We start from the raw sequence: 17,733 nt of genomic DNA on the forward strand, positions 1-17,733 counted from the left end.
CTTGTTTTTTTATTGTAAGCGGATTATTAATGTGATTTTGATGAAGAGATCGGTCTTAAGTACCATGACAATTAGAGTGACTTCCTTCAAAATGAATAAGTGTAGAAGGGAGTAAAATGAAATAGGGTTGTAAAAAATTATATAACGAAAAATAAGCGAATAGAATCAGTGGAGGGGAAAACATGTCTGTAATTGAAGCAAGAAATATAAAGAAAAGTTATGGCCGTAATGAATCGAAATTTGATGCATTAAAAGGTGTTGATCTAAAAATCGAAGAAGGTGAATCCGTTGCGATCATTGGGAAAAGTGGATCTGGGAAATCAACATTTATGCATATTTTAGCATTATTAGATAAACCAACGTCAGGGGAAATTCTATTAAATAACCAAGATGTGACAAGCATCGGCAAAAAAGAATTAGATAAAACAAGAAACAAACAATTTGGGTTTGTGTTTCAGCAATTTTTTATGAATTCTAAAGATACGGTTTTAAATAATGTCATGTTACCGTTGAAAATCGGCGGTATTTCAAATAGCAAACGCAAAGAAATGGCGCTTGAAGCACTAAAAGCTGTTGAATTGGATGAGAAAGTCAACAACAAAGCGAACAACTTATCTGGTGGTCAAAAGCAGCGTGTGTGCATTGCTCGAGCGCTAGTAAACAATCCTAAAATCATTTTTGCGGACGAACCTACGGGAAATTTGGATTCGACAACAGGGGATAAAATCGAGCAGCTATTATTTAACTTGAATAAAGAAAAAGGGATCACACTGATTATCGTCACTCATGATCCAGAACTTGCGGCACGCTGTGATCGACAAATCCATGTGCGTGACGGATTAATTGTGGGAGGGAACGAGTAGATGAAATTTAGTGATATTTTAAAATCAGCCAGTTCAAATTTAATGCGCAATAAAGGGCGGACGATTTTAACCATCGTAGCCATTTTTATAGGAGCATTTACCATTTCACTGACAACAGGTGTGAATATTGGCGTGAATGATTATATCGATAAACAAGTTGGCAGTGTCGGTGGTCAAAATCAAATCATGATCCAGCCCAAAATGACTGGTGGACCTAGTGAAGATGGCGAGCCACAAAAATATGACGAAAACAAAAAAACAAGTTCAATGCAGCAACAAGAAGCGCTAGATAGCAAAGACCTTGAGAAAATCAAAAAGATTGATGGAATCAAAAATGCAGAAGCAATGAAATCCGTTTCGACGAGCTACATTTCAGGAAAGAACAATGAAAAATATGTCTTTTCAGGAATGCCGATGATGGAAGAATTGAATGTAGATCTTGAAGCAGGAAAAGAACTTGATCAAAATAGTTCAGAACTGCAAATCAATTTAGCACCAGAATATGTGAAATCATTAGGCTATAAATCAAGTGAAGCAGCAATTGGTGAAACAGTTAAAATCTCAGCACCTTCTGCCGCTACTGGAGAAGAAAAAGTAGTCGAAGCGACGATCGTAGGCGTAAGAAATACTAGCTTGATCCAAGGCGGAATGTCTTTATTGAATCGTTCTCTTGTTGATGAAATTTCAAAAATCAATGAAGAAGGTTTACCAGAAGCCATGACGGGACAATTTGGTTTGATCATGGGTGAAATGAGCAAAGATGTCACAAAAAACGAAATCGCAGACGTGAAAGAACGTTTGGACAAAGCAGGTTATATGGGTCAAACAGTCGAAGATCAAATCGGCATGATTCGTAATGTAATCAATGCGATTACAGGTGTTTTAACAATGTTTGGTGCGATTGCATTATTAGCAGCAAGTTTCGGAATCATCAACACGTTATACATGTCAGTGCAAGAACGTACAAGAGAAATCGGGTTGATGAAAGCGATGGGACTTAGCAGTGGGAAAGTCTTTACGATTTTCAGTGTGGAAGCAGCATTGATCGGATTTTTAGGTTCCCTTTTAGGTATTTTAGGAGCAGTCGGAGCAGGTGCATTGATCAATCAAATCGCAGCTGATTCATTCTTGGAATCATTAACAGGCTTCACTTTGATTCAATTTTCGGCATCTTCATCTGCCGTAATCATTCTAGTAATTATGGGCATCGCATTCCTTGCAGGAACATTACCAGCCCGAAGAGCAGCGAAATTAGACCCAATTGAATCATTACGTTATGAGTAAGAATAGATACTTAGATTGACTTTTAGATAGAAAAGTAGTTATAAAAACAGATATGATTTTTGGTAATTGTAGTGACCTAAAAAGTTAGAAAGAGAGTGGGATAAACATCTATGAGAGCTATCGCACTCGTAGGTGTTTGTCCCACTCTCTTTGTTTTATTATGTTGAAATGTATTGCTAAGCTGTTTGTTGCGCTACTTTTCGAAATTGAACAGGGATTTTCCAGCTTAATTTCTTTTTCATACGCTCATTACTATACATAATAAATATTCTCTTCACTACGATTATTTAATCCTTTTTAAATTTTAAGGGTGGTGATTCCCCAATCCTTTTATTATCAGCGATATACATTTCTAGTTTATCTGATTTTTTTTTATAAATACTTATCTTTGTCTCTTCATTTTTTGAAATAATTATTAACTCAGAAGAACTTTCTCGTTCGATTGACATATTTTTATAGTCCTCATAACCCAATTCTTTCAAATTTAAATCATAAAGGTTAGTTTCATTTTTTGATATAGTCATTTTTTTGTCTGGCTCGGAATCTAACACCCATAGACCTGAAAATGTATTATTTTCAACACTATTATTAGTAGTAGTGAGTCCACAAGAAGTTAGTATAGAACAAATCAAAATCACTATAATTAATAATTTTCTTTTCATATGTCCTCGTTTCTGCATTTTAGAGTATTTTTCCATCTATATCCAATTCAAACTAATTATTGTAGAAAAAGACACTCATTATAACAAGCGTCTTTTTATTTATACATAAACTCTCTTCTACCAATTCGTTATGGACCTTCTCCAAGTATAAGTACGTTCTGAGTTAGCAATATATTTTATAGGTTTATTAGTAGGAGCATCAATTAATTCTACATACGTTCTCCAAGGATTCCAAATTACAAATACATTTTTTCTTCCATTTGCTGTATCTGACATATAAGTTCCTGTTATATCTATTGCATGCCAAGTATGAACCTGTGATTCCCAAACCCCTAATACTGCGTTACTTTTTCTAAGCTGGGTTATGGTTTCATTCCAAGTGGTTGGTCGAGATAAAAGCTTTGGATAAACTCCTCTAGTATTTGCATACTTAACCATCTCATCATCCGTAAAACCGACCTTCTTACCTCTTTTACCCCATTTACCTATATCAGCAGCTTTTGTTGGCTTTGCATCATTTTTATTGTTTAATATCATTGCCGCTGCATAGGCGATGCACCATTTATCATCACCTTGAGTTTCTGATATTTTCCAATTAATTCTTGTTCCAAATTTATCAACTGTAGTAGAACGTAACTTTGCACTACCATCAACAGTAGCCTTAGGATATACATCAACATTGTACTCTAAGCTCTCGTTTAAATTAATAACCTCTAAATCTGAATTCTTTACTTTTTCTAATAAGATATTCTCTGGATCTGTTTTCTTTCCTTCGGATAAAGCCTCTGGGCTAGACCATAATAAGGTGATCACTCCATCATTTTCATAATAAATATCCCCATTTTCAGAAGCAATTAAAGATATCCCTTCTGATTCTGAAAAATCCTTTCTTTTCAAAAAATTCAATTCATCAACTAACATTTTCGACAACTTAGTTGTATACTCCCCATTCTCATCTTTCAAAAAGAATGTGTAAACAACTGACTCATTTTTTAATACCGGAAACACAATGGAATTACTAGAAGTATTTTCGTCCAATAAAGAAAATGGAACTCCTAATACATAATCTTTTAAGTTATCTGAAGACCCTTCAATTTCTAACATACCGTTTAGATATACTGCCAAATTATTTTCGGCGTAAGTCTTAATGTCCTCGCTAACCACTTCTGTTTTTACTGAAAAATTATTTTCCTCATTTGCAAAAGCTTTATTAAAAGTACCTCCACAAATACCCAAAATAATGATTCCTAAAAAAACAACTAACTTAGATCGTTTCATCAAATCCCTCCTATTATAATTAAAACATATTTTTTAATTATAATACCATTGTTTTTTCATGATATCAACATGTTTAAGAGTTTTGTATATCGATCTATATAATTATTTAAAATAATAAAAAGAAATAGATAACATTCAAAATGGTCTTATTAAATGTTTTGGCGCATTCTAGTGTCGGAAATGAATCTAAAAATATTATGAAAAAAATGGTATGAAATTAATCATACACTTTTTGGGTTATTAAACGCTGAATGTGCATGTTATCGCTTATTTTTGTTCTGTATTTAATCTTAATTTAACTTGAGGTGGAACTAGAATAATCTAATAATGTGAATTTTATGAGGTCTGACAGAAAGCATATGCGAAATTAAAATACAATTAGTAATAATCAGTTTTAATTTTAGGTAGTGACTTATATGCGTAAAGGTTCATATTCCAAAAACAGATCAATAAAAGAGATTATTAGCATTTCTTGCTATGCATCCTTAGATGTAGCTGACTCTATTTTCCATTGATCATAGGCAAAAAGTAAGTTTGAAACGCTACTATATTTTTAAGTGAAGAGTAAGTACGATTTTGACGGTAATAATCAACATCATACATGCTTTCTTATTTAACAAGCATATTTTTTACCTAAATAAAAAATAAGGAGTATACTGAGTTCACATTTCATTTAAAAAGACGGAGGAATCACAACTATGAAAGCAGTAGTTATCAATCAATATGGCAGTAAAGAAGAACTAACCGAACAAGACGTAACCTTACCTGAATTAAAAGCAAACCAAGTACTCGTTAAAGAACATGCAACATCCATCAATCCGATCGACTGGAAATTAAGAGAAGGTTATTTAAAACAAATGTTTGACTGGCCGTTTCCTATTATCTTAGGCTGGGACGTTGCGGGTGTCATCACAGCAGTTGGTAGTGAAGTTACGGATTGGAAAGTCGGCGATAAAGTTTTCGCTCGTCCAGAAACAACTCGTTTTGGAACCTATGCAGAGGAAACGATCGTAGATGATAATCTATTAGCGAAAATCCCTGAAAATGTTTCTTTTGAAGAAGCAGCAGCTGTTCCTTTAGCTGGATTAACTGCCTTACAAGCGCTATTTGACTATGGAAAACTTCAAAAAGGCGAAAAAGTCTTGATCCATGCTGGAGCTGGCGGTGTAGGAACTTATGCGATCCAACTAGCGAAACAAGCAGGTGCTTATGTCATCACAACTGCTAGCGAAAAAAATCATGAGTTGCTCAAAAAACTCGGTGCAGATGAAGTGATTGATTATCATACAACTAATTTCGCAGAAGTATTAACAGATATCGACCTAGTATTTGATACGATGGGTGGCGATATCCAAAAATCAAGCTTTTCAGTTCTAAAACCAAATACAGGACGCTTGATTTCAATCGTTGGTATTGCCGATGAAGAGTTGGCGAAAGAAAAAAATATTAAAGCCGAAAGCATTTGGCTTCAAACAAATGGAAAACAATTACAAGAAATTGCAGCTTTAATGGCTTCAGGCAACCTAATTTCAATAATCGGAGAAGTGTTTCCTTTCTCTAGACAAGGTGTTTACGATGCTCATGCATTAAGTGAAACCCACCATGCTGTAGGAAAAATCGTCATTAAAATGGCTGACTAAATAAATAGAGCGCCATCAACAGTTAGATTTGTTGATGGTGCTCTATTTGCTTGTTTTTCCTGCTCTAAAGCGGATTAGTTCTATTAATCCAGGCAATTCTCGTCGGATATAGTCATGATTTAAAACATATGTCTTAGTTGTTCCCATTTTGATTTCTTGAATCAAGTGAGCATCCTTAAGCAATCTTATATGGTGAGATAAAGTGGATTTTACAATATTGTATTTTTCTGAGGTTATCCGTTTTTCACCATCAAGTAATAAGCAAGTAAGGATATTCAAACGAATCGGGTCACTGACTGCTTGCAACGCTTGGAGAACAGGATCGGTGTTGTCGGTTAATTTATTTTTCATAAATAGATTATAACATAAACATTCTACTTTACATATTGCTGAGGGAATGATATATTTTTTTATGTTCGAAAATAATCGAACGAAAAGAAAGATGAGGGATATTATGGAAAACACATATAAAGAAAACAATTTTGAAACGATTATGAAAGGCAGAAGATCGATTCGTAATTACGATCCGACTGTTAAAATCAGTCGTGAAGAAATGGAACAAATCATCAACGATACAGTTAAAGCACCCTCTTCAGTGAATATGCAACCTTGGCGTTTCACTGTTGTTGAAAGTGAAGCAGGTAAAGAAGCCTTAGCACCTCTTGTTCGTTTTAATAAATTACAAAATGAAACGTCCGCTGCGATGATCGTGATCTTTGGTGATTTAAACAGTTTTGAACATGCAGAAAAAATCTATGGAACAGCAGTTGAGCAAAACTTAATGCCGCAAGAGGTAAAAGAACGTCAATTGGAAGTATTGAGTCCGTTATTTGAACAAATGTCGACAGAAGATAAAAAGGAAATGGCAACAATCGATGGCGCGTTGGCTGCGATGAACTTAATGCTAGTGGCTCGAGCTTATGGTTATGATACAAATCCGATTGGTGGTTTTGAACGTGAGAAGGTCGCAGCAGCTTTAGACATGGATGGAGAACGCTATTATCCAGTTATGATCATTTCAATTGGGAAAGCCAATGAAGAAGGGTATCCTTCCTATCGATTACCTGCCACTGATATTACAACTTGGAAATAGGAGGAGCCCCCATGCATATCATTCCCTTAGTCTTAGCTGTGATTGTTGCAGTTGAACATTATTACATTTTATATTTAGAAATGTTTCAAACGACATCTCCTGCAGCACAACGTAGCTTTGGATTAGATAAAGAATTCTTGGCAGATCCAAGAGTCCAAACGTTATTCAAAAATCAAGGTCTATATAATGGATTTTTAGCTACAGGAATTTTATGGGGCGTATTTTTCGCTGCCAATAGTTGGAGTGTAGTCACGTTTTTTATCATCTGTGTGGTTGTTGCTGCCATGTATGGTGGACTGACTTCATCCAAATCAATTTTGATAAAACAAGGGTTGCCAGCAATTATTACGTTAGTAATGCTATTGATTTTTAGATAAACAGAGAAAAGTTTAAGACAAGCCCCCTTGTCTTAGGCTTTTTCTTTTATTTTAGAAAAAACTTATAAAAAGTAAGTCAAATCTCTTTACTTACTTTTAGTAAGACGGTATACTATGAAAGTAAACTAAAAACTAATTCGAATCGAAAAGGAGCAATACACATGACAGAATTTACTCAAGCATTAAAAAAACGCCGTTCAATTTACGCTTTAGGAGATAACTTACCGCAATCACAAGAAGAAATCACAGCATTAGTGAAAGAAGTTGTTAGAGAAAGTCCATCATCTTTTAACTCACAAACACAACGTGTGGTTTTCTTATTTGGCGATGCACATAAAAAATTATGGTCCATCACAGAAGAAGCTTTGAAACCTTTAACACCTGCAGAAGCTTTCCCAGGTACACAAGCTAAATTACAAAGCTTTGCAGCAGGATATGGAACATTGCTTTTCTTTGAAGATATGGATATCGTAAAAAATCTACAAGAACAATTTGCATTATATGCAGATAACTTCCCAGTTTGGTCAGAACAAGCAAGTGGGTTGACTCAAGCCAATGTTTGGACTGCACTAGCACAAGAAAACATTGGGGCAAACTTACAACATTACAATCCGGTAATCGATGAAGCGGTAGCAAAAGAATGGTCTATTCCGAGCCACTGGAAACTAAGAGCACAACTTGTTTTTGGTTCAATCGAAGCGCCAGCTGGCGAAAAAGAATACATGGAAGATAGCGCACGTTTCCTAGAATTTAACTAATTCTAAGCAAATGGAGGAGAGAAGCATGGCTGGCACATTACCGAAAGAAACGATCGTAAAACAAGTAAAATTAAAAGTACAAAATCTTGATGTAATGACGGTATTTTATACACAGATGATTGGACTTGTTTTACTGAAAAAAGAACAAAATACTGTTTTCTTAGGTGCCCAAGATTCTTCCGAAGCTATCGTGATTTTGGAAGAACTTGCTGATCCTGTAGTGAGAAAGAATACAACAGGTTTGTACCATACGGCTTTTCTCTTACCTTCGCGTAAAGATTTAGGCAATAGCTTGTTATGGCTTATACAAAATAATGTTGAAATTGGTGCTGCTGATCATGGCTACAGCGAGGCAATCTATCTAAGCGATCCAGAAGGAAATGGCATCGAAATCTATCGGGATAAACCAATGACTGAATGGGATATTCGAGCAGATGGAGAAATTATTGGTGTAACGGAAGAGTTGGATGGAGACGGCGTCGTCGCTGAAGCAGATGGAAAGTGGTTAGGTATGGCACCTGGATCAAGAATTGGGCATGTTCATTTACAGGTCGCAGATTTAGAGGAGACGGAGCAATTTTATGAACAATTTGGTTTTTCTTTGAAATCTAATTTCGGTAGACAAGCTAAATTCTTCGCCGCAGGTGAGTATCATCATCATATTGGGACGAATACTTGGAATGGTGAGCATGTGGCTTTAATTGATGAGAATCAGTTAGGGCTGGCTTGGTATACGGTTCAATTGCCTTCTAGAGAAGCGTTTGAATTATTTATCAAGCAGCTTGATAAACTGGGTGTTGAGTATGCGAATGAAAATGAGCAAGTAGTGATTCAAGATCCAAATGGGATGCAGATTAAGTTTGGATAGTCATAAAGGAGTCAACTTCATGATTGAGGTTGGCTTTTTTATATTGAGCTATATGTATAATAGCAAGCAATATATCGATAATACTCAGAAAAGAGTATAAGAAATAATGAACAGCTATGAAAAAAATATAAAAATAAAAAAGTGAGAAAATCCTAACCTTAAAAGAACACTTAATTTATTTTATGGAAATGTCGTTTGGTTAGACTAAATTAATAATAATCAATCATCATAAATATAATATACTAATATTTCAAAATGTATTATGGAAGGTGAGTATTTTATATGAGTATTAAATATGAGCAAAAAGAGTTGTCTATCGAACAATTAAGATCAATTATCAGTAGATCAGAGCTTCATCGACAAATTGATAATGATCAAAAATTAAAAAAAATGTTAACTAATTCATCGTTACTAATTTCTGCATGGGATCTGGACAAGTTAGTTGGTTATATTAGAGTTTTAACCGACTATGGAGATGTAGCATATGTAGCGGACTTAGCTGTGGATAAAGAATATTGGAATAGAGGGATTGGCAGAGAGCTGATGAATGAAGTGCTATCCATAGTAGGCGAAGACTTACACATCGTGTTGCTAGCCTCTGAGTTAGCTAAAGATTACTATAGTAAGTTAGGATTTTGCCATGATTCTAGAGGCTATGTAAAAATGCCTAAAAATCCTTCACCTTCAGATTGGACGGTTTAATAAGTTCAGAAACTATAGAGTTGCCAACTTACTACGAATAAAAATATCTTTAAAGTATGGAATAAAACTGATTTTTAGTTCTATTTCATTTTTTGTATACTTTAAAATGAAAAGTATAGACATTTCTGGTGTTTGGATTTATAATATCAATGAATACGATTAACGAAATTCATTTCATGAAAGTAGGGAAATCAATGCAAAGAACATTTAAAGAAGATTTTTGGTGGGGTGCTGCGACATCAGGTCCGCAAAGTGAAGGACGTTTTAATAAAAAGCATGCGAACATGTTTGATTACTGGTATGAAATCGAGCCAACTGATTTTTATGACCAAGTTGGCCCAGATGTAACATCTAATTTTTACAATAGTTTTAAAGAAGATATTGCATTAATGAAAGAAATCGGCTTGAACAGTGTTCGAACATCTATTCAGTGGACACGTTTGATTGATGATTTTGAAACAGGTACAGTGAATGATGAGGGGGCTCGTTTCTATAATGCAGTAATTGATGAATTTATCGAAGCAGGTATTCGACCTGTTATGAATTTACATCACTTTGATTTGCCTGTGGAACTTTATCATAAATATGGTGGTTGGGAATCAAAACATGTAGTTGAGCTGTATGTTTTATTTGCACAAAAATGTTTTGAGTTATTTGGGGATCGTGTAAAAGATTGGTTTACACATAATGAACCGATTGTGGTTGTTGAAGGAGAGTACTTACATCAATTTCATTACCCGAAAATAGTGGATGGTAAAAAAGCAGTGCAAGTAGCGTACAACTTAAATCTAGCTTCAGCAAAAGCGATTCAGGCATTCCGACAATTAGGTCTGCAAAATGAAGGGGGGAGAATTGGGATTATTCTAAATCTAACACCAACCTATCCTGCTTCTGATTCACCCGAAGATCTAGCTGCGGCGAATATTGCTGAGTTATTTAATAATCGGATGTTTTTAGACACAGCAGTACATGGAGAGTTTCCACAAGAGTTAGTAGATTTATTTATCAAAGATGGTGTTCTTTGGGAAAGTACCCTGGAAGAATTAGCCTTGATCAAAGAAAATACGATCGATGTCTTGGGTGTTAATTTCTATCATCCAAACCGTGTAAAAGCACCAGATATTGCGCCTAATAGTGTGGGAGCTTGGCTGCCAAATCGTTATTTTGATGAATATAATATGCCAGGACGTAGAATGAATATCGATCGAGGCTGGGAAATTTATCCTAAAGCACTATATGATATCGCAATCAACATTCGTGACAACTATAATAATATTCCATGGTTTGTCTCAGAAAATGGGATGGGGATTTCTGGTGAGGAACGATTTACGAACGAAGCGGGTGTCGTTGAGGATGACTATCGGATTGATTTTATTCGAGAACATTTAGAATGGGTTCATCAAGGAATCGAAGAGGGGTCTAATTGTTTTGGTTATCATTTATGGACACCCATCGATTGTTGGTCGTGGGCAAATGCTTATAAGAACCGCTACGGTTTTATCTCTACTAATATCCATACACAAATCAAGACAATCAAAAAATCAGGTCTTTGGTTTAAAACGGTTGCTGAAACAAATACAGTAACAGATAAATAAAATAAAAATGAGCGTGGGACAAAACGAAAGATTAGTTTTGTTTCACGCTCTAAATCCGAATAAACGGCGAGAAAAAAGCAGCGACTACGTTTCGCTCCGATCCCATCCAATTCTAAGTGCTAAAGCACTAAGTTTTAAAGGCTTCGGAAATAAGCTTTTGTCCCGGTCTCTTTTTTACTAGGCATAGTCAACATTTAAGATAGAATAACTTCTTTGATCGTACCGATTTCGGCTACATGAAAACTCAATGGGACGTCCATTTTTTGAATAGACAACTTGTTGTACTTCAAGTATTGGATCCTCTTTTTTGCAATTTAAGTAGTGTTGATCGTATTCATCGGATTTATCGGCTTGAATATTTCGATAGGCACCTGCAAAGTTAAGAGCTAACTGTTCTTTGATATACGTATAAATAGAGTCTTTCAAAATATCCGTTGTGAGGCCAGGAACTAAATCACAAGGCATATACGTATGTTCCAAAATAAAAGGCTCATCCTCAAGAATCCGAAGACGAATGATTTTGTAAACAGGTTGTTCTTCAGAAATAGCTAAACGTTCTTGGACTTCTTTAGAAGGAAATTCGACTTCAAATAAGATTACTTGGCTGTTTAACTTTTTATGGCGGTCATGCATTTGTTTACTAAGACCATCATATTCATTGGCTGGTGAAGTATCTTTGTCCCAAAAAGAGCGGTTTAATACTTTTGTTCCAGAGCCTCTCTGAGAATATAGGAGACCTTCCATGACTAATATACCGATTGCTTTTTTGATAGTCATTCGACTTACGTTGAATTCTTTTACTAAGTCTGTTTGGTTCGGGATCAAAGTATCTGTTTTATAAATATTGTTTTTTATTCGTTCACGCAAGGTATCCGCGATTTCTTCATATTTTGGCTTCATATCGTTACAACCTCCTCATATGTATTGTAACTGATTATGAATGTATAGACAATTAAAGAAAAAAGTGCAATTAAATCGCACTTTCCTTTTCTTTATCTAATAAACGTAGGAATGGGAACCATAGTAGAGCGACAATTAATAGATCGACAAGTTGTAACAAACCACCTAAGATTGAATTTGTCGCTAACATGCCACTAAAAAAAATCGGAACAGTCCATGGAACAGATACGCCAGTTGGGGGTGGAACAATGCCAGTAGCCATTACAAGATAATTAAGGGCAGTAACGATCAAAGGTGCTATGACCCAAGGAATCAAAATTGTCGCATTCAAAACGATTGGCAACCCAAAGATGACGGGTTCATTTACGTTGAAAATACCAGGTGCTAAACTTAAACGCCCGATATCTCGATATTGTTTTTTCTTCATGATAAAAGCCATGATCAAAATAACAGCTAATGTCATACCAGAGCCTCCAATACCAACAGTGAACGTTTCCATAAATGGTTTTGTTATGATGTGCGGTAATTTTTCTCCTGCTTTATAGGCATCTAAGTTTTCTAACATCAAGGTATTCCAAATGGGGTCCATTACAGAATTGACGATGATTTGTCCATGTAAACCGAAGAACCATAAGAACTGAACAAAGAATAAAGCAATCAAAGTAGCTGGTAAACTACTGCCTAAACCGACTAAAGGTTTCTGAATTATTTCATAGATAACATCATGAAGATTAGTATTAAATAATCCAGTCACGATGGCATTGATAAATAGAAAAACAGACAACGTTAAAATAGCAGGAATCAATGCTGCAAATGATTTAGCAACAGCAGGTGGTACACCATCGGGCATTTTGATTTGCCACCCCTTTTTGGTTACTCTACAATAAATTTCACCAGCAAGAAAAGCTGCGATCATCCCGATAAACATGCCTTTAGCACCCAAACGATCTAAAGATAAGACACCAGAAACTTCTGTGCCGTCTTCAAGCGTCATCATAAAAGGGGTTAAAAGCAGAAAACTAGCAAACGAGACAGCCCCGCCAAAAATCCCTTCAACATCATATGATTTAGACAAATAATAGCCAATACCAAACGTAACGAAGATTGCCATAATGCTCATCGTCGCATTTTGACCGTTACCAAATAAAGAGGATAATGTTCCTTTTGTAGCGTCGCTGAAAAAAGGTAAGTTATTGATAACCACAATGATCGATCCGAACATTGTTAACGGAAACGATAACATAAAAGCATCTCTCAGAACAGAGAGATAGCGGTTTTGCCCAAGCTTATTTGCAAGAGGCATAATTTTTTCTCCAAGAGCATCCATAAAGCTGTTCATACTAATCAGTCCTTTATTTTTCTTTTGTAATCGATTACAAAAATAATATACCATTTTATTTTTTAAATGTCTATACTTTTATTTGTAATGATAGATTATATGTTTTCGCCCATAAGAAGTAAAAAAATATAAAACCAATCTTTCTATTTGAGATATCAATGGTCTTACAAGTTTTTTCTGAGTTCATCTGAATCATTATTGGTAGAAAACATATGATTTGTCAGAGTTTATATTTTGTATTAGTGTAAAAGAATAGACTGGTCGTTACTTTTTAGTGATAACAAATTTATAGGAGGAATCAAGATGACAGAAAAAATTGAAAATCCGTTAACAAGATTCTACGATGGAAAATTTGAAAAACAAACACAAGAAGCTCCTGCTTTACAACAAAAAATGACACCTGTACCTGATTGTGGAGAAACAACGTACAAAGGATCGGGCAAATTGGAGGGACGCAAAGCATTGATCACAGGCGGTGACTCTGGGATCGGACGTGCAGCCGCGATTTCTTATGCCAGAGAAGGTGCTGATGTGGCAATCAACTATTTGCCTTTTGAAGAGGCAGATGCTCAAGAAGTTAAAACATTGATTGAAGCACAAGGGTGTAAAGCAGTTTTATTACCGGGTGATTTAAAAGAAGAATCATTCACACGCAAACTTATTCATGACGCAGCGAAAGTTCTAGGCGGATTAGATATTTTAGTTCTCAACGCTGGAATGCAACAATCTGTGGAAAATATTAAAAACTTATCGACACAACAAATCATGGATACTTATACGACAAATATCATTTCAATGTATTGGGCAGTGCAAGAAGCGTTAGATTATTTGCCAAAAGGTGGTAGTATCATTACAACGACTTCGATACAAAGTGCTGAACCAAGCGCGAATTTATTAGATTATGCAGCAACAAAAGGAGCGATCACTTCATTTAGCAAAGGCTTATCTGCCCAGTTAGCATCTTCAGGCATTCGTGTTAATACTGTTGCCCCAGGACCAATTTGGACAGCGTTACAAATCTGTGGAGGTCAGCCTTCTGAAAAAATTCCTGAATTTGGACAACAAGAATCAATTGGCAGAGCGGGACAACCTGCTGAGTTAGCTGCTGTTTATGTGTTCTTAGCTTCTAACGATGCAAGCTATGTCACTGGACAAGTCTACTCGATCACAGGTGGCAGCTTCTTTGCCTAACTTTTAAGAAGTAGGTACTACCTCCAAACGAAAAAGACCAAAAAGGCAGTCGCTTCATTTGATGCTAAAGAGCAGATTATGAAAAGAAGGCACATTAAACAGTTGGGGATTTTTATAAACAAATAACGTTGGAAGGAGGCCTCTTAAAAAGTATGGAAAATTTGTCAGAATTATTAGAAGGTCAATGGCTCATAAAAGGGACCACTTTCCCTCTTTGGTTATCCCAAAAACGGAAGTTCCCTACGATTAAATATGAACATTTGTCCAACGATCCGCTTACATTTTTAGATGTAGTCAGTTATAAAAACAACAAAGGAAAAACAAAAAAAATCGTTGGAATAGATACATGGACAGATAATAAATTTGTTTGGAGAGGCAAAGGTCTACTCAAAATCTTGAGTAGTAAGTGGTCGATTCTTGCTATTTCAGATACTATATTAGTGATTAAATTTGAACGTTCATTTTTAACTCCAGCAGGAATTGATGTTTTGGTGCGAGACAATTCTGAAAAGGAGGATCTTAAGCAATTAGTTTTAAGTTCATTTCAGGATTATTCTCTTACTTCAAGCGAAGCTAATCGTTTAGTCTGGCTTTAATGAGTTAGAGAAAAAAATACGTTAATAGAATCGAATAAGTAAAATAGCAATGGTGTCAGTACTTTTTTTGACTTCCATAGCTATTTTACTTATTTTTTTAGTTAAGTCCAATCATTTTGGAAAATCAATATTAGATTAGACCCAACGTTTATTTTAATTGTAGCGTTTACATTATATAGTGAATACAGGAGGAACAAAATGATTGATTATCGAATGAGTTATCTTATTAATGCTCCGAACAGAGTGGGGTACTCTATTCAGGAAATCAACGAAATCACCCATTTGAATACAGATACAATTATTGACCAGTTAGGGAAAATCAACGAGGTTTTAGTTCGATTTTTGTACCAGCCAATTTATTGGAAAGAAGATAGGATTTATTTTTCAAAGCAATTAGCTGATAAATGGTTAGAAATTCAATTTGGTAAGAAGGAAACGGAAATCTATTATTCAGAACATGAGCGACAAGCATTGCTGTATCTTTTAACAATGATTACGGAGGAAGACTTATCTGTTTACCATTACCAAGAGTTTCTTCAAGTCAGTAAGAATACGATTTTAGCAGATATAAAAAAATTACGGCAGGTTGTGTCAAAGAATCACATCACGTTGAATTATTCTCGAAAAAAAGGATTTTATTTAACTGGGAATGAAGAGGAAATTCGTGTTCAAGCACATCAAATGATTGCAAAAGTCGTTCTATCTGTTCCAGGGAAATGGGGGCTGAAGAAAGTATTAATGAATTATTCGCGAACAATTGAAGCGGATGTTCGCTATTATTTTTTTGATGCAATTAAAGCAAGTGAGTTAGTGATTGTTCCAAGTAGAATTGAAGAAACCGTTTATTTTATGGCATATATGGTATGTCGAGCACAGAGATATTCTTTCAAAGTAGATAGACAAGTGGAAATGCTCTTGGATACGTTAAAGTCTTTTCAAGTAAGTCAACTATTTTTAGTGAAATTTCCTACAATAATGGATGTACCAAATGAGCAATTATATTTTACGTTGATTTTTATGACAATTACACAAGGAGAAATAAGAGATACAGCGTTAGAATTTTTATTGAAATGTGCGAGTCAAATCATTCATGAGATGGAACGTTTAGCAGCAATTGAATTTAAAGCGTATCGAACATTATTACTCGATCTTTTTTATCATTTAGTGCCAGCATTTTTCCGAATTCAGTACAATTTTTCTTTATCTAACGTATTGATCGATGAAATCAAAGAACAATATGGCGAAATATTTACATTAACGAAAATAGCGCTACAACCATTGAAAACGTTAGTTGGAAAAACAATTCCTGATGAAGAAATCGGCTATTTTACGATTTTATTTGGTGGTGAAATTGGCAATCAGCGAGAATTGAATCGTGTAATTCGCTATAAGGCGCTAGTTTTATGCCCAAGCGGAATCAGCTCATCTTTGATTATGCAATCAGAGTTAAAGGAATTATTTCCAACAATCGATTTTAGTTTAACGACGACGCTAGATCAATTAGAAAGTATTTCAGTGTCTGAATATGATGTGATTTTTTCCAGCATACCATTAAATGTCCAAAAGAAAACGTATCTCGTTAATCCGATCATGACGCAATTAGAAAAAAATGACTTGATCCGAAGTGTCCAAGAAGATTTATTAATTCCAGGGATCGTCATTCCTTCTATAGATGAAATTATCGAGAGCTTACTACCTTACGTTGAGTTGAAAAATGGTGTGACAAAAGAAAAAATCTATCGCGTCTTAAATCGAAAAATGATCAAAAAATTAGAAGTGAAAGAAGATGAAAAACCGATGTTATCTGAATTGTTGACCAAAGACATGATTCAATTGATAGATAAAAAGTTAAACTGGGAAGAAGCCATTACTTACGCTGCAATACCTTTAAAAGAGCAGGGGAAAATCACAGATGGCTACATTGAAGCAATGATCCAAAAAGTAAGAGACTACGGTGCCTTTATTCACATCGGCAAAGGAATCGCCTTGCCTCATGCCAGACCAGAAGATGGGGTCAGGCAATTAGGCATGTCATTGTTAAAGGTGGAAGATCCTGTTTTGCTTTTAGATGATCCTAAACATGAAATCACTATTTTTATCTGTTTGGCAGCGATTGATAATGAGATGCATTTGAAGGCATTAGCTAGTTTGACTAAAATTCTTTCGAATAAAGAAAATTTAGAGAGATTATTAGTAGCAAAGGATCAAGAAACAATTATTCAATTATTAAAGGAAGGAGAATTATTATGAAAATGGCAGCAGTTTGTGGGTCGGGATTAGGCTCTAGTTTTATGGTGGAAATGAATATTAACAGTGTATTGAAAGAGTTAGGGATAACAGGAATTGAAGTATCTCATTATGATATGGGAAGTGCAACACCAGATTTGGCAGATGTTTTTTTTGTAGCTGGAGATTTAGCGGACAGTGCGCGACATCTAGGGAATGTAGTGATTTTAGACAGTATTATTGATATGGATGAGTTGCGAGAAAAAGTAGCAAGGGTTTGCGAAAAAGAAGGATTACTTTAAAGTGGAAAACAAAATGGGACGTTGGATAGATGTGATATCTAGCTACATAGGCTAGCGCA

Annotated in this window: 18 protein-coding genes; 13 read left to right on the plus strand and 5 right to left on the minus strand. The window is 35.2% G+C overall.

The window, feature by feature from the left end; translation table 11 throughout:
• Positions 1–182: 182 nt before the first annotated feature.
• Together AC4BBR_RS02460 and AC4BBR_RS02465 are read left to right on the plus strand one after the other, a co-directional pair.
• On the plus strand, positions 183–863 hold the full coding sequence (locus tag AC4BBR_RS02460; protein WP_490461001.1) for an ABC transporter ATP-binding protein: 681 nt from the start codon (positions 183–185) through the stop codon (positions 861–863).
• Entirely contained in the window at positions 864–2,147 is a 1,284-nt protein-coding gene (locus tag AC4BBR_RS02465; protein WP_490461002.1) for an ABC transporter permease, read from the plus strand.
• A gap of 287 nt (positions 2,148–2,434) precedes the next feature.
• On the opposite strand, the gene AC4BBR_RS02470 is transcribed toward AC4BBR_RS02465, so the two are convergent.
• On the minus strand, positions 2,435–2,809 hold the full coding sequence (locus tag AC4BBR_RS02470) for a hypothetical protein (protein WP_490461003.1): 375 nt from the start codon (positions 2,807–2,809) through the stop codon (positions 2,435–2,437).
• A 117-nt stretch (positions 2,810–2,926) separates the two neighbouring features.
• On the minus strand, positions 2,927–4,087 hold the full coding sequence (locus AC4BBR_RS02475; protein ID WP_490461004.1) for a C47 family peptidase: 1,161 nt from the start codon (positions 4,085–4,087) through the stop codon (positions 2,927–2,929).
• A 698-nt stretch (positions 4,088–4,785) separates the two neighbouring features.
• Between AC4BBR_RS02475 and AC4BBR_RS02480 the strand changes: the two genes are divergently transcribed.
• Complete coding sequence (locus tag AC4BBR_RS02480; protein ID WP_490461005.1) at positions 4,786–5,727, plus strand: NADP-dependent oxidoreductase; 942 nt, start codon at positions 4,786–4,788, stop codon at positions 5,725–5,727.
• A 42-nt stretch (positions 5,728–5,769) separates the two neighbouring features.
• Here the strand turns inward: AC4BBR_RS02480 and AC4BBR_RS02485 are convergent, their stop codons facing one another.
• On the minus strand, positions 5,770–6,078 hold the full coding sequence (locus AC4BBR_RS02485) for an ArsR/SmtB family transcription factor (RefSeq protein WP_490461006.1): 309 nt from the start codon (positions 6,076–6,078) through the stop codon (positions 5,770–5,772).
• Between the two features lie 103 nt (positions 6,079–6,181).
• On the opposite strand from AC4BBR_RS02485, the gene AC4BBR_RS02490 reads away from it, so the two are divergent.
• The 6 genes from AC4BBR_RS02490 (at position 6,182) to AC4BBR_RS02515 (ending at position 11,120) form a co-directional block, all read left to right on the plus strand.
• The gene (locus AC4BBR_RS02490; RefSeq protein WP_490461007.1) at positions 6,182–6,820 is read left to right on the plus strand and encodes a nitroreductase family protein; all 639 of its coding nucleotides are present in this window, start codon (positions 6,182–6,184) and stop codon (positions 6,818–6,820) included.
• 11 nt (positions 6,821–6,831) lie between these two features.
• Positions 6,832–7,197 (plus strand): DUF1304 domain-containing protein, encoded by a 366-nt coding sequence (locus tag AC4BBR_RS02495; RefSeq protein WP_490461008.1) that lies wholly within the window; start codon positions 6,832–6,834, stop codon positions 7,195–7,197.
• Positions 7,198–7,358: 161 nt separating this feature from the next.
• Positions 7,359–7,955, plus strand: a complete 597-nt coding sequence (locus AC4BBR_RS02500; RefSeq protein WP_490461009.1) for a nitroreductase family protein — start codon at positions 7,359–7,361, stop codon at positions 7,953–7,955.
• A gap of 25 nt (positions 7,956–7,980) precedes the next feature.
• Positions 7,981–8,823: a VOC family protein gene (locus tag AC4BBR_RS02505; RefSeq protein ID WP_490461010.1), complete on the plus strand. Its 843-nt coding sequence runs from the start codon at positions 7,981–7,983 to the stop codon at positions 8,821–8,823.
• Between the two features lie 282 nt (positions 8,824–9,105).
• Positions 9,106–9,525, plus strand: a complete 420-nt coding sequence (locus tag AC4BBR_RS02510) for a GNAT family N-acetyltransferase (RefSeq protein ID WP_490461011.1) — start codon at positions 9,106–9,108, stop codon at positions 9,523–9,525.
• A 194-nt stretch (positions 9,526–9,719) separates the two neighbouring features.
• On the plus strand, positions 9,720–11,120 hold the full coding sequence (locus tag AC4BBR_RS02515; protein ID WP_490461012.1) for a glycoside hydrolase family 1 protein: 1,401 nt from the start codon (positions 9,720–9,722) through the stop codon (positions 11,118–11,120).
• 177 nt (positions 11,121–11,297) lie between these two features.
• Here AC4BBR_RS02515 and AC4BBR_RS02520 read toward each other — a convergent pair whose 3' ends face one another.
• Together AC4BBR_RS02520 and celB are read right to left on the minus strand one after the other, a co-directional pair.
• Positions 11,298–12,020 carry a GntR family transcriptional regulator gene (locus AC4BBR_RS02520; protein ID WP_490461013.1) on the minus strand — a complete coding sequence of 241 codons (723 nt, stop codon included), beginning with the start codon at positions 12,018–12,020 and terminating at the stop codon, positions 11,298–11,300.
• 70 nt (positions 12,021–12,090) lie between these two features.
• Positions 12,091–13,359 (minus strand): PTS cellobiose transporter subunit IIC, encoded by a 1,269-nt coding sequence (celB, locus tag AC4BBR_RS02525; protein ID WP_490461014.1) that lies wholly within the window; start codon positions 13,357–13,359, stop codon positions 12,091–12,093.
• Between the two features lie 303 nt (positions 13,360–13,662).
• On the opposite strand from celB, the gene AC4BBR_RS02530 reads away from it, so the two are divergent.
• The 4 genes from AC4BBR_RS02530 to AC4BBR_RS02545 all read left to right on the plus strand — a co-directional run bounded on the left by AC4BBR_RS02530 (position 13,663) and on the right by AC4BBR_RS02545 (position 17,674).
• Entirely contained in the window at positions 13,663–14,550 is an 888-nt protein-coding gene (locus AC4BBR_RS02530) for an SDR family oxidoreductase (RefSeq protein ID WP_490461015.1), read from the plus strand.
• A gap of 152 nt (positions 14,551–14,702) precedes the next feature.
• Positions 14,703–15,146 (plus strand): hypothetical protein, encoded by a 444-nt coding sequence (locus AC4BBR_RS02535; protein ID WP_490461016.1) that lies wholly within the window; start codon positions 14,703–14,705, stop codon positions 15,144–15,146.
• A 198-nt stretch (positions 15,147–15,344) separates the two neighbouring features.
• Positions 15,345–17,396, plus strand: coding sequence for a BglG family transcription antiterminator (locus AC4BBR_RS02540; RefSeq protein WP_490461017.1), 2,052 nt, complete (start codon positions 15,345–15,347; stop codon positions 17,394–17,396).
• Positions 17,393–17,674, plus strand: a complete 282-nt coding sequence (locus AC4BBR_RS02545; RefSeq protein WP_490461018.1) for a PTS sugar transporter subunit IIB — start codon at positions 17,393–17,395, stop codon at positions 17,672–17,674. The genes AC4BBR_RS02540 and AC4BBR_RS02545 overlap by 4 nt, the downstream gene beginning before the upstream one ends.
• Positions 17,675–17,733 lie beyond the last annotated feature (59 nt).

Source organism: Enterococcus sp. AMC1251 (genome assembly GCF_058216535.1).

Excerpts from the sequence above, each read along its gene's own strand:
- AC4BBR_RS02460 (WP_490461001.1), top strand. The coding sequence starts at position 183 with ATGTCTGTAATTGAAGCAAGAAATATAAAGAAAAGTTATGGCCGTAAT.
- AC4BBR_RS02465 (WP_490461002.1), top strand. The coding sequence starts at position 864 with ATGAAATTTAGTGATATTTTAAAATCAGCCAGTTCAAATTTAATGCGC.
- AC4BBR_RS02470 (WP_490461003.1), bottom strand. The coding sequence starts at position 2,809 with ATGAAAAGAAAATTATTAATTATAGTGATTTTGATTTGTTCTATACTA.
- AC4BBR_RS02475 (WP_490461004.1), bottom strand. The coding sequence starts at position 4,087 with ATGAAACGATCTAAGTTAGTTGTTTTTTTAGGAATCATTATTTTGGGT.
- AC4BBR_RS02480 (WP_490461005.1), top strand. The coding sequence starts at position 4,786 with ATGAAAGCAGTAGTTATCAATCAATATGGCAGTAAAGAAGAACTAACC.
- AC4BBR_RS02485 (WP_490461006.1), bottom strand. The coding sequence starts at position 6,078 with ATGAAAAATAAATTAACCGACAACACCGATCCTGTTCTCCAAGCGTTG.
- AC4BBR_RS02490 (WP_490461007.1), top strand. The coding sequence starts at position 6,182 with ATGGAAAACACATATAAAGAAAACAATTTTGAAACGATTATGAAAGGC.
- AC4BBR_RS02495 (WP_490461008.1), top strand. The coding sequence starts at position 6,832 with ATGCATATCATTCCCTTAGTCTTAGCTGTGATTGTTGCAGTTGAACAT.
- AC4BBR_RS02500 (WP_490461009.1), top strand. The coding sequence starts at position 7,359 with ATGACAGAATTTACTCAAGCATTAAAAAAACGCCGTTCAATTTACGCT.
- AC4BBR_RS02505 (WP_490461010.1), top strand. The coding sequence starts at position 7,981 with ATGGCTGGCACATTACCGAAAGAAACGATCGTAAAACAAGTAAAATTA.
- AC4BBR_RS02510 (WP_490461011.1), top strand. The coding sequence starts at position 9,106 with ATGAGTATTAAATATGAGCAAAAAGAGTTGTCTATCGAACAATTAAGA.
- AC4BBR_RS02515 (WP_490461012.1), top strand. The coding sequence starts at position 9,720 with ATGCAAAGAACATTTAAAGAAGATTTTTGGTGGGGTGCTGCGACATCA.
- AC4BBR_RS02520 (WP_490461013.1), bottom strand. The coding sequence starts at position 12,020 with ATGAAGCCAAAATATGAAGAAATCGCGGATACCTTGCGTGAACGAATA.
- celB (WP_490461014.1), bottom strand. The coding sequence starts at position 13,359 with ATGAACAGCTTTATGGATGCTCTTGGAGAAAAAATTATGCCTCTTGCA.
- AC4BBR_RS02530 (WP_490461015.1), top strand. The coding sequence starts at position 13,663 with ATGACAGAAAAAATTGAAAATCCGTTAACAAGATTCTACGATGGAAAA.
- AC4BBR_RS02535 (WP_490461016.1), top strand. The coding sequence starts at position 14,703 with ATGGAAAATTTGTCAGAATTATTAGAAGGTCAATGGCTCATAAAAGGG.
- AC4BBR_RS02540 (WP_490461017.1), top strand. The coding sequence starts at position 15,345 with ATGATTGATTATCGAATGAGTTATCTTATTAATGCTCCGAACAGAGTG.
- AC4BBR_RS02545 (WP_490461018.1), top strand. The coding sequence starts at position 17,393 with ATGAAAATGGCAGCAGTTTGTGGGTCGGGATTAGGCTCTAGTTTTATG.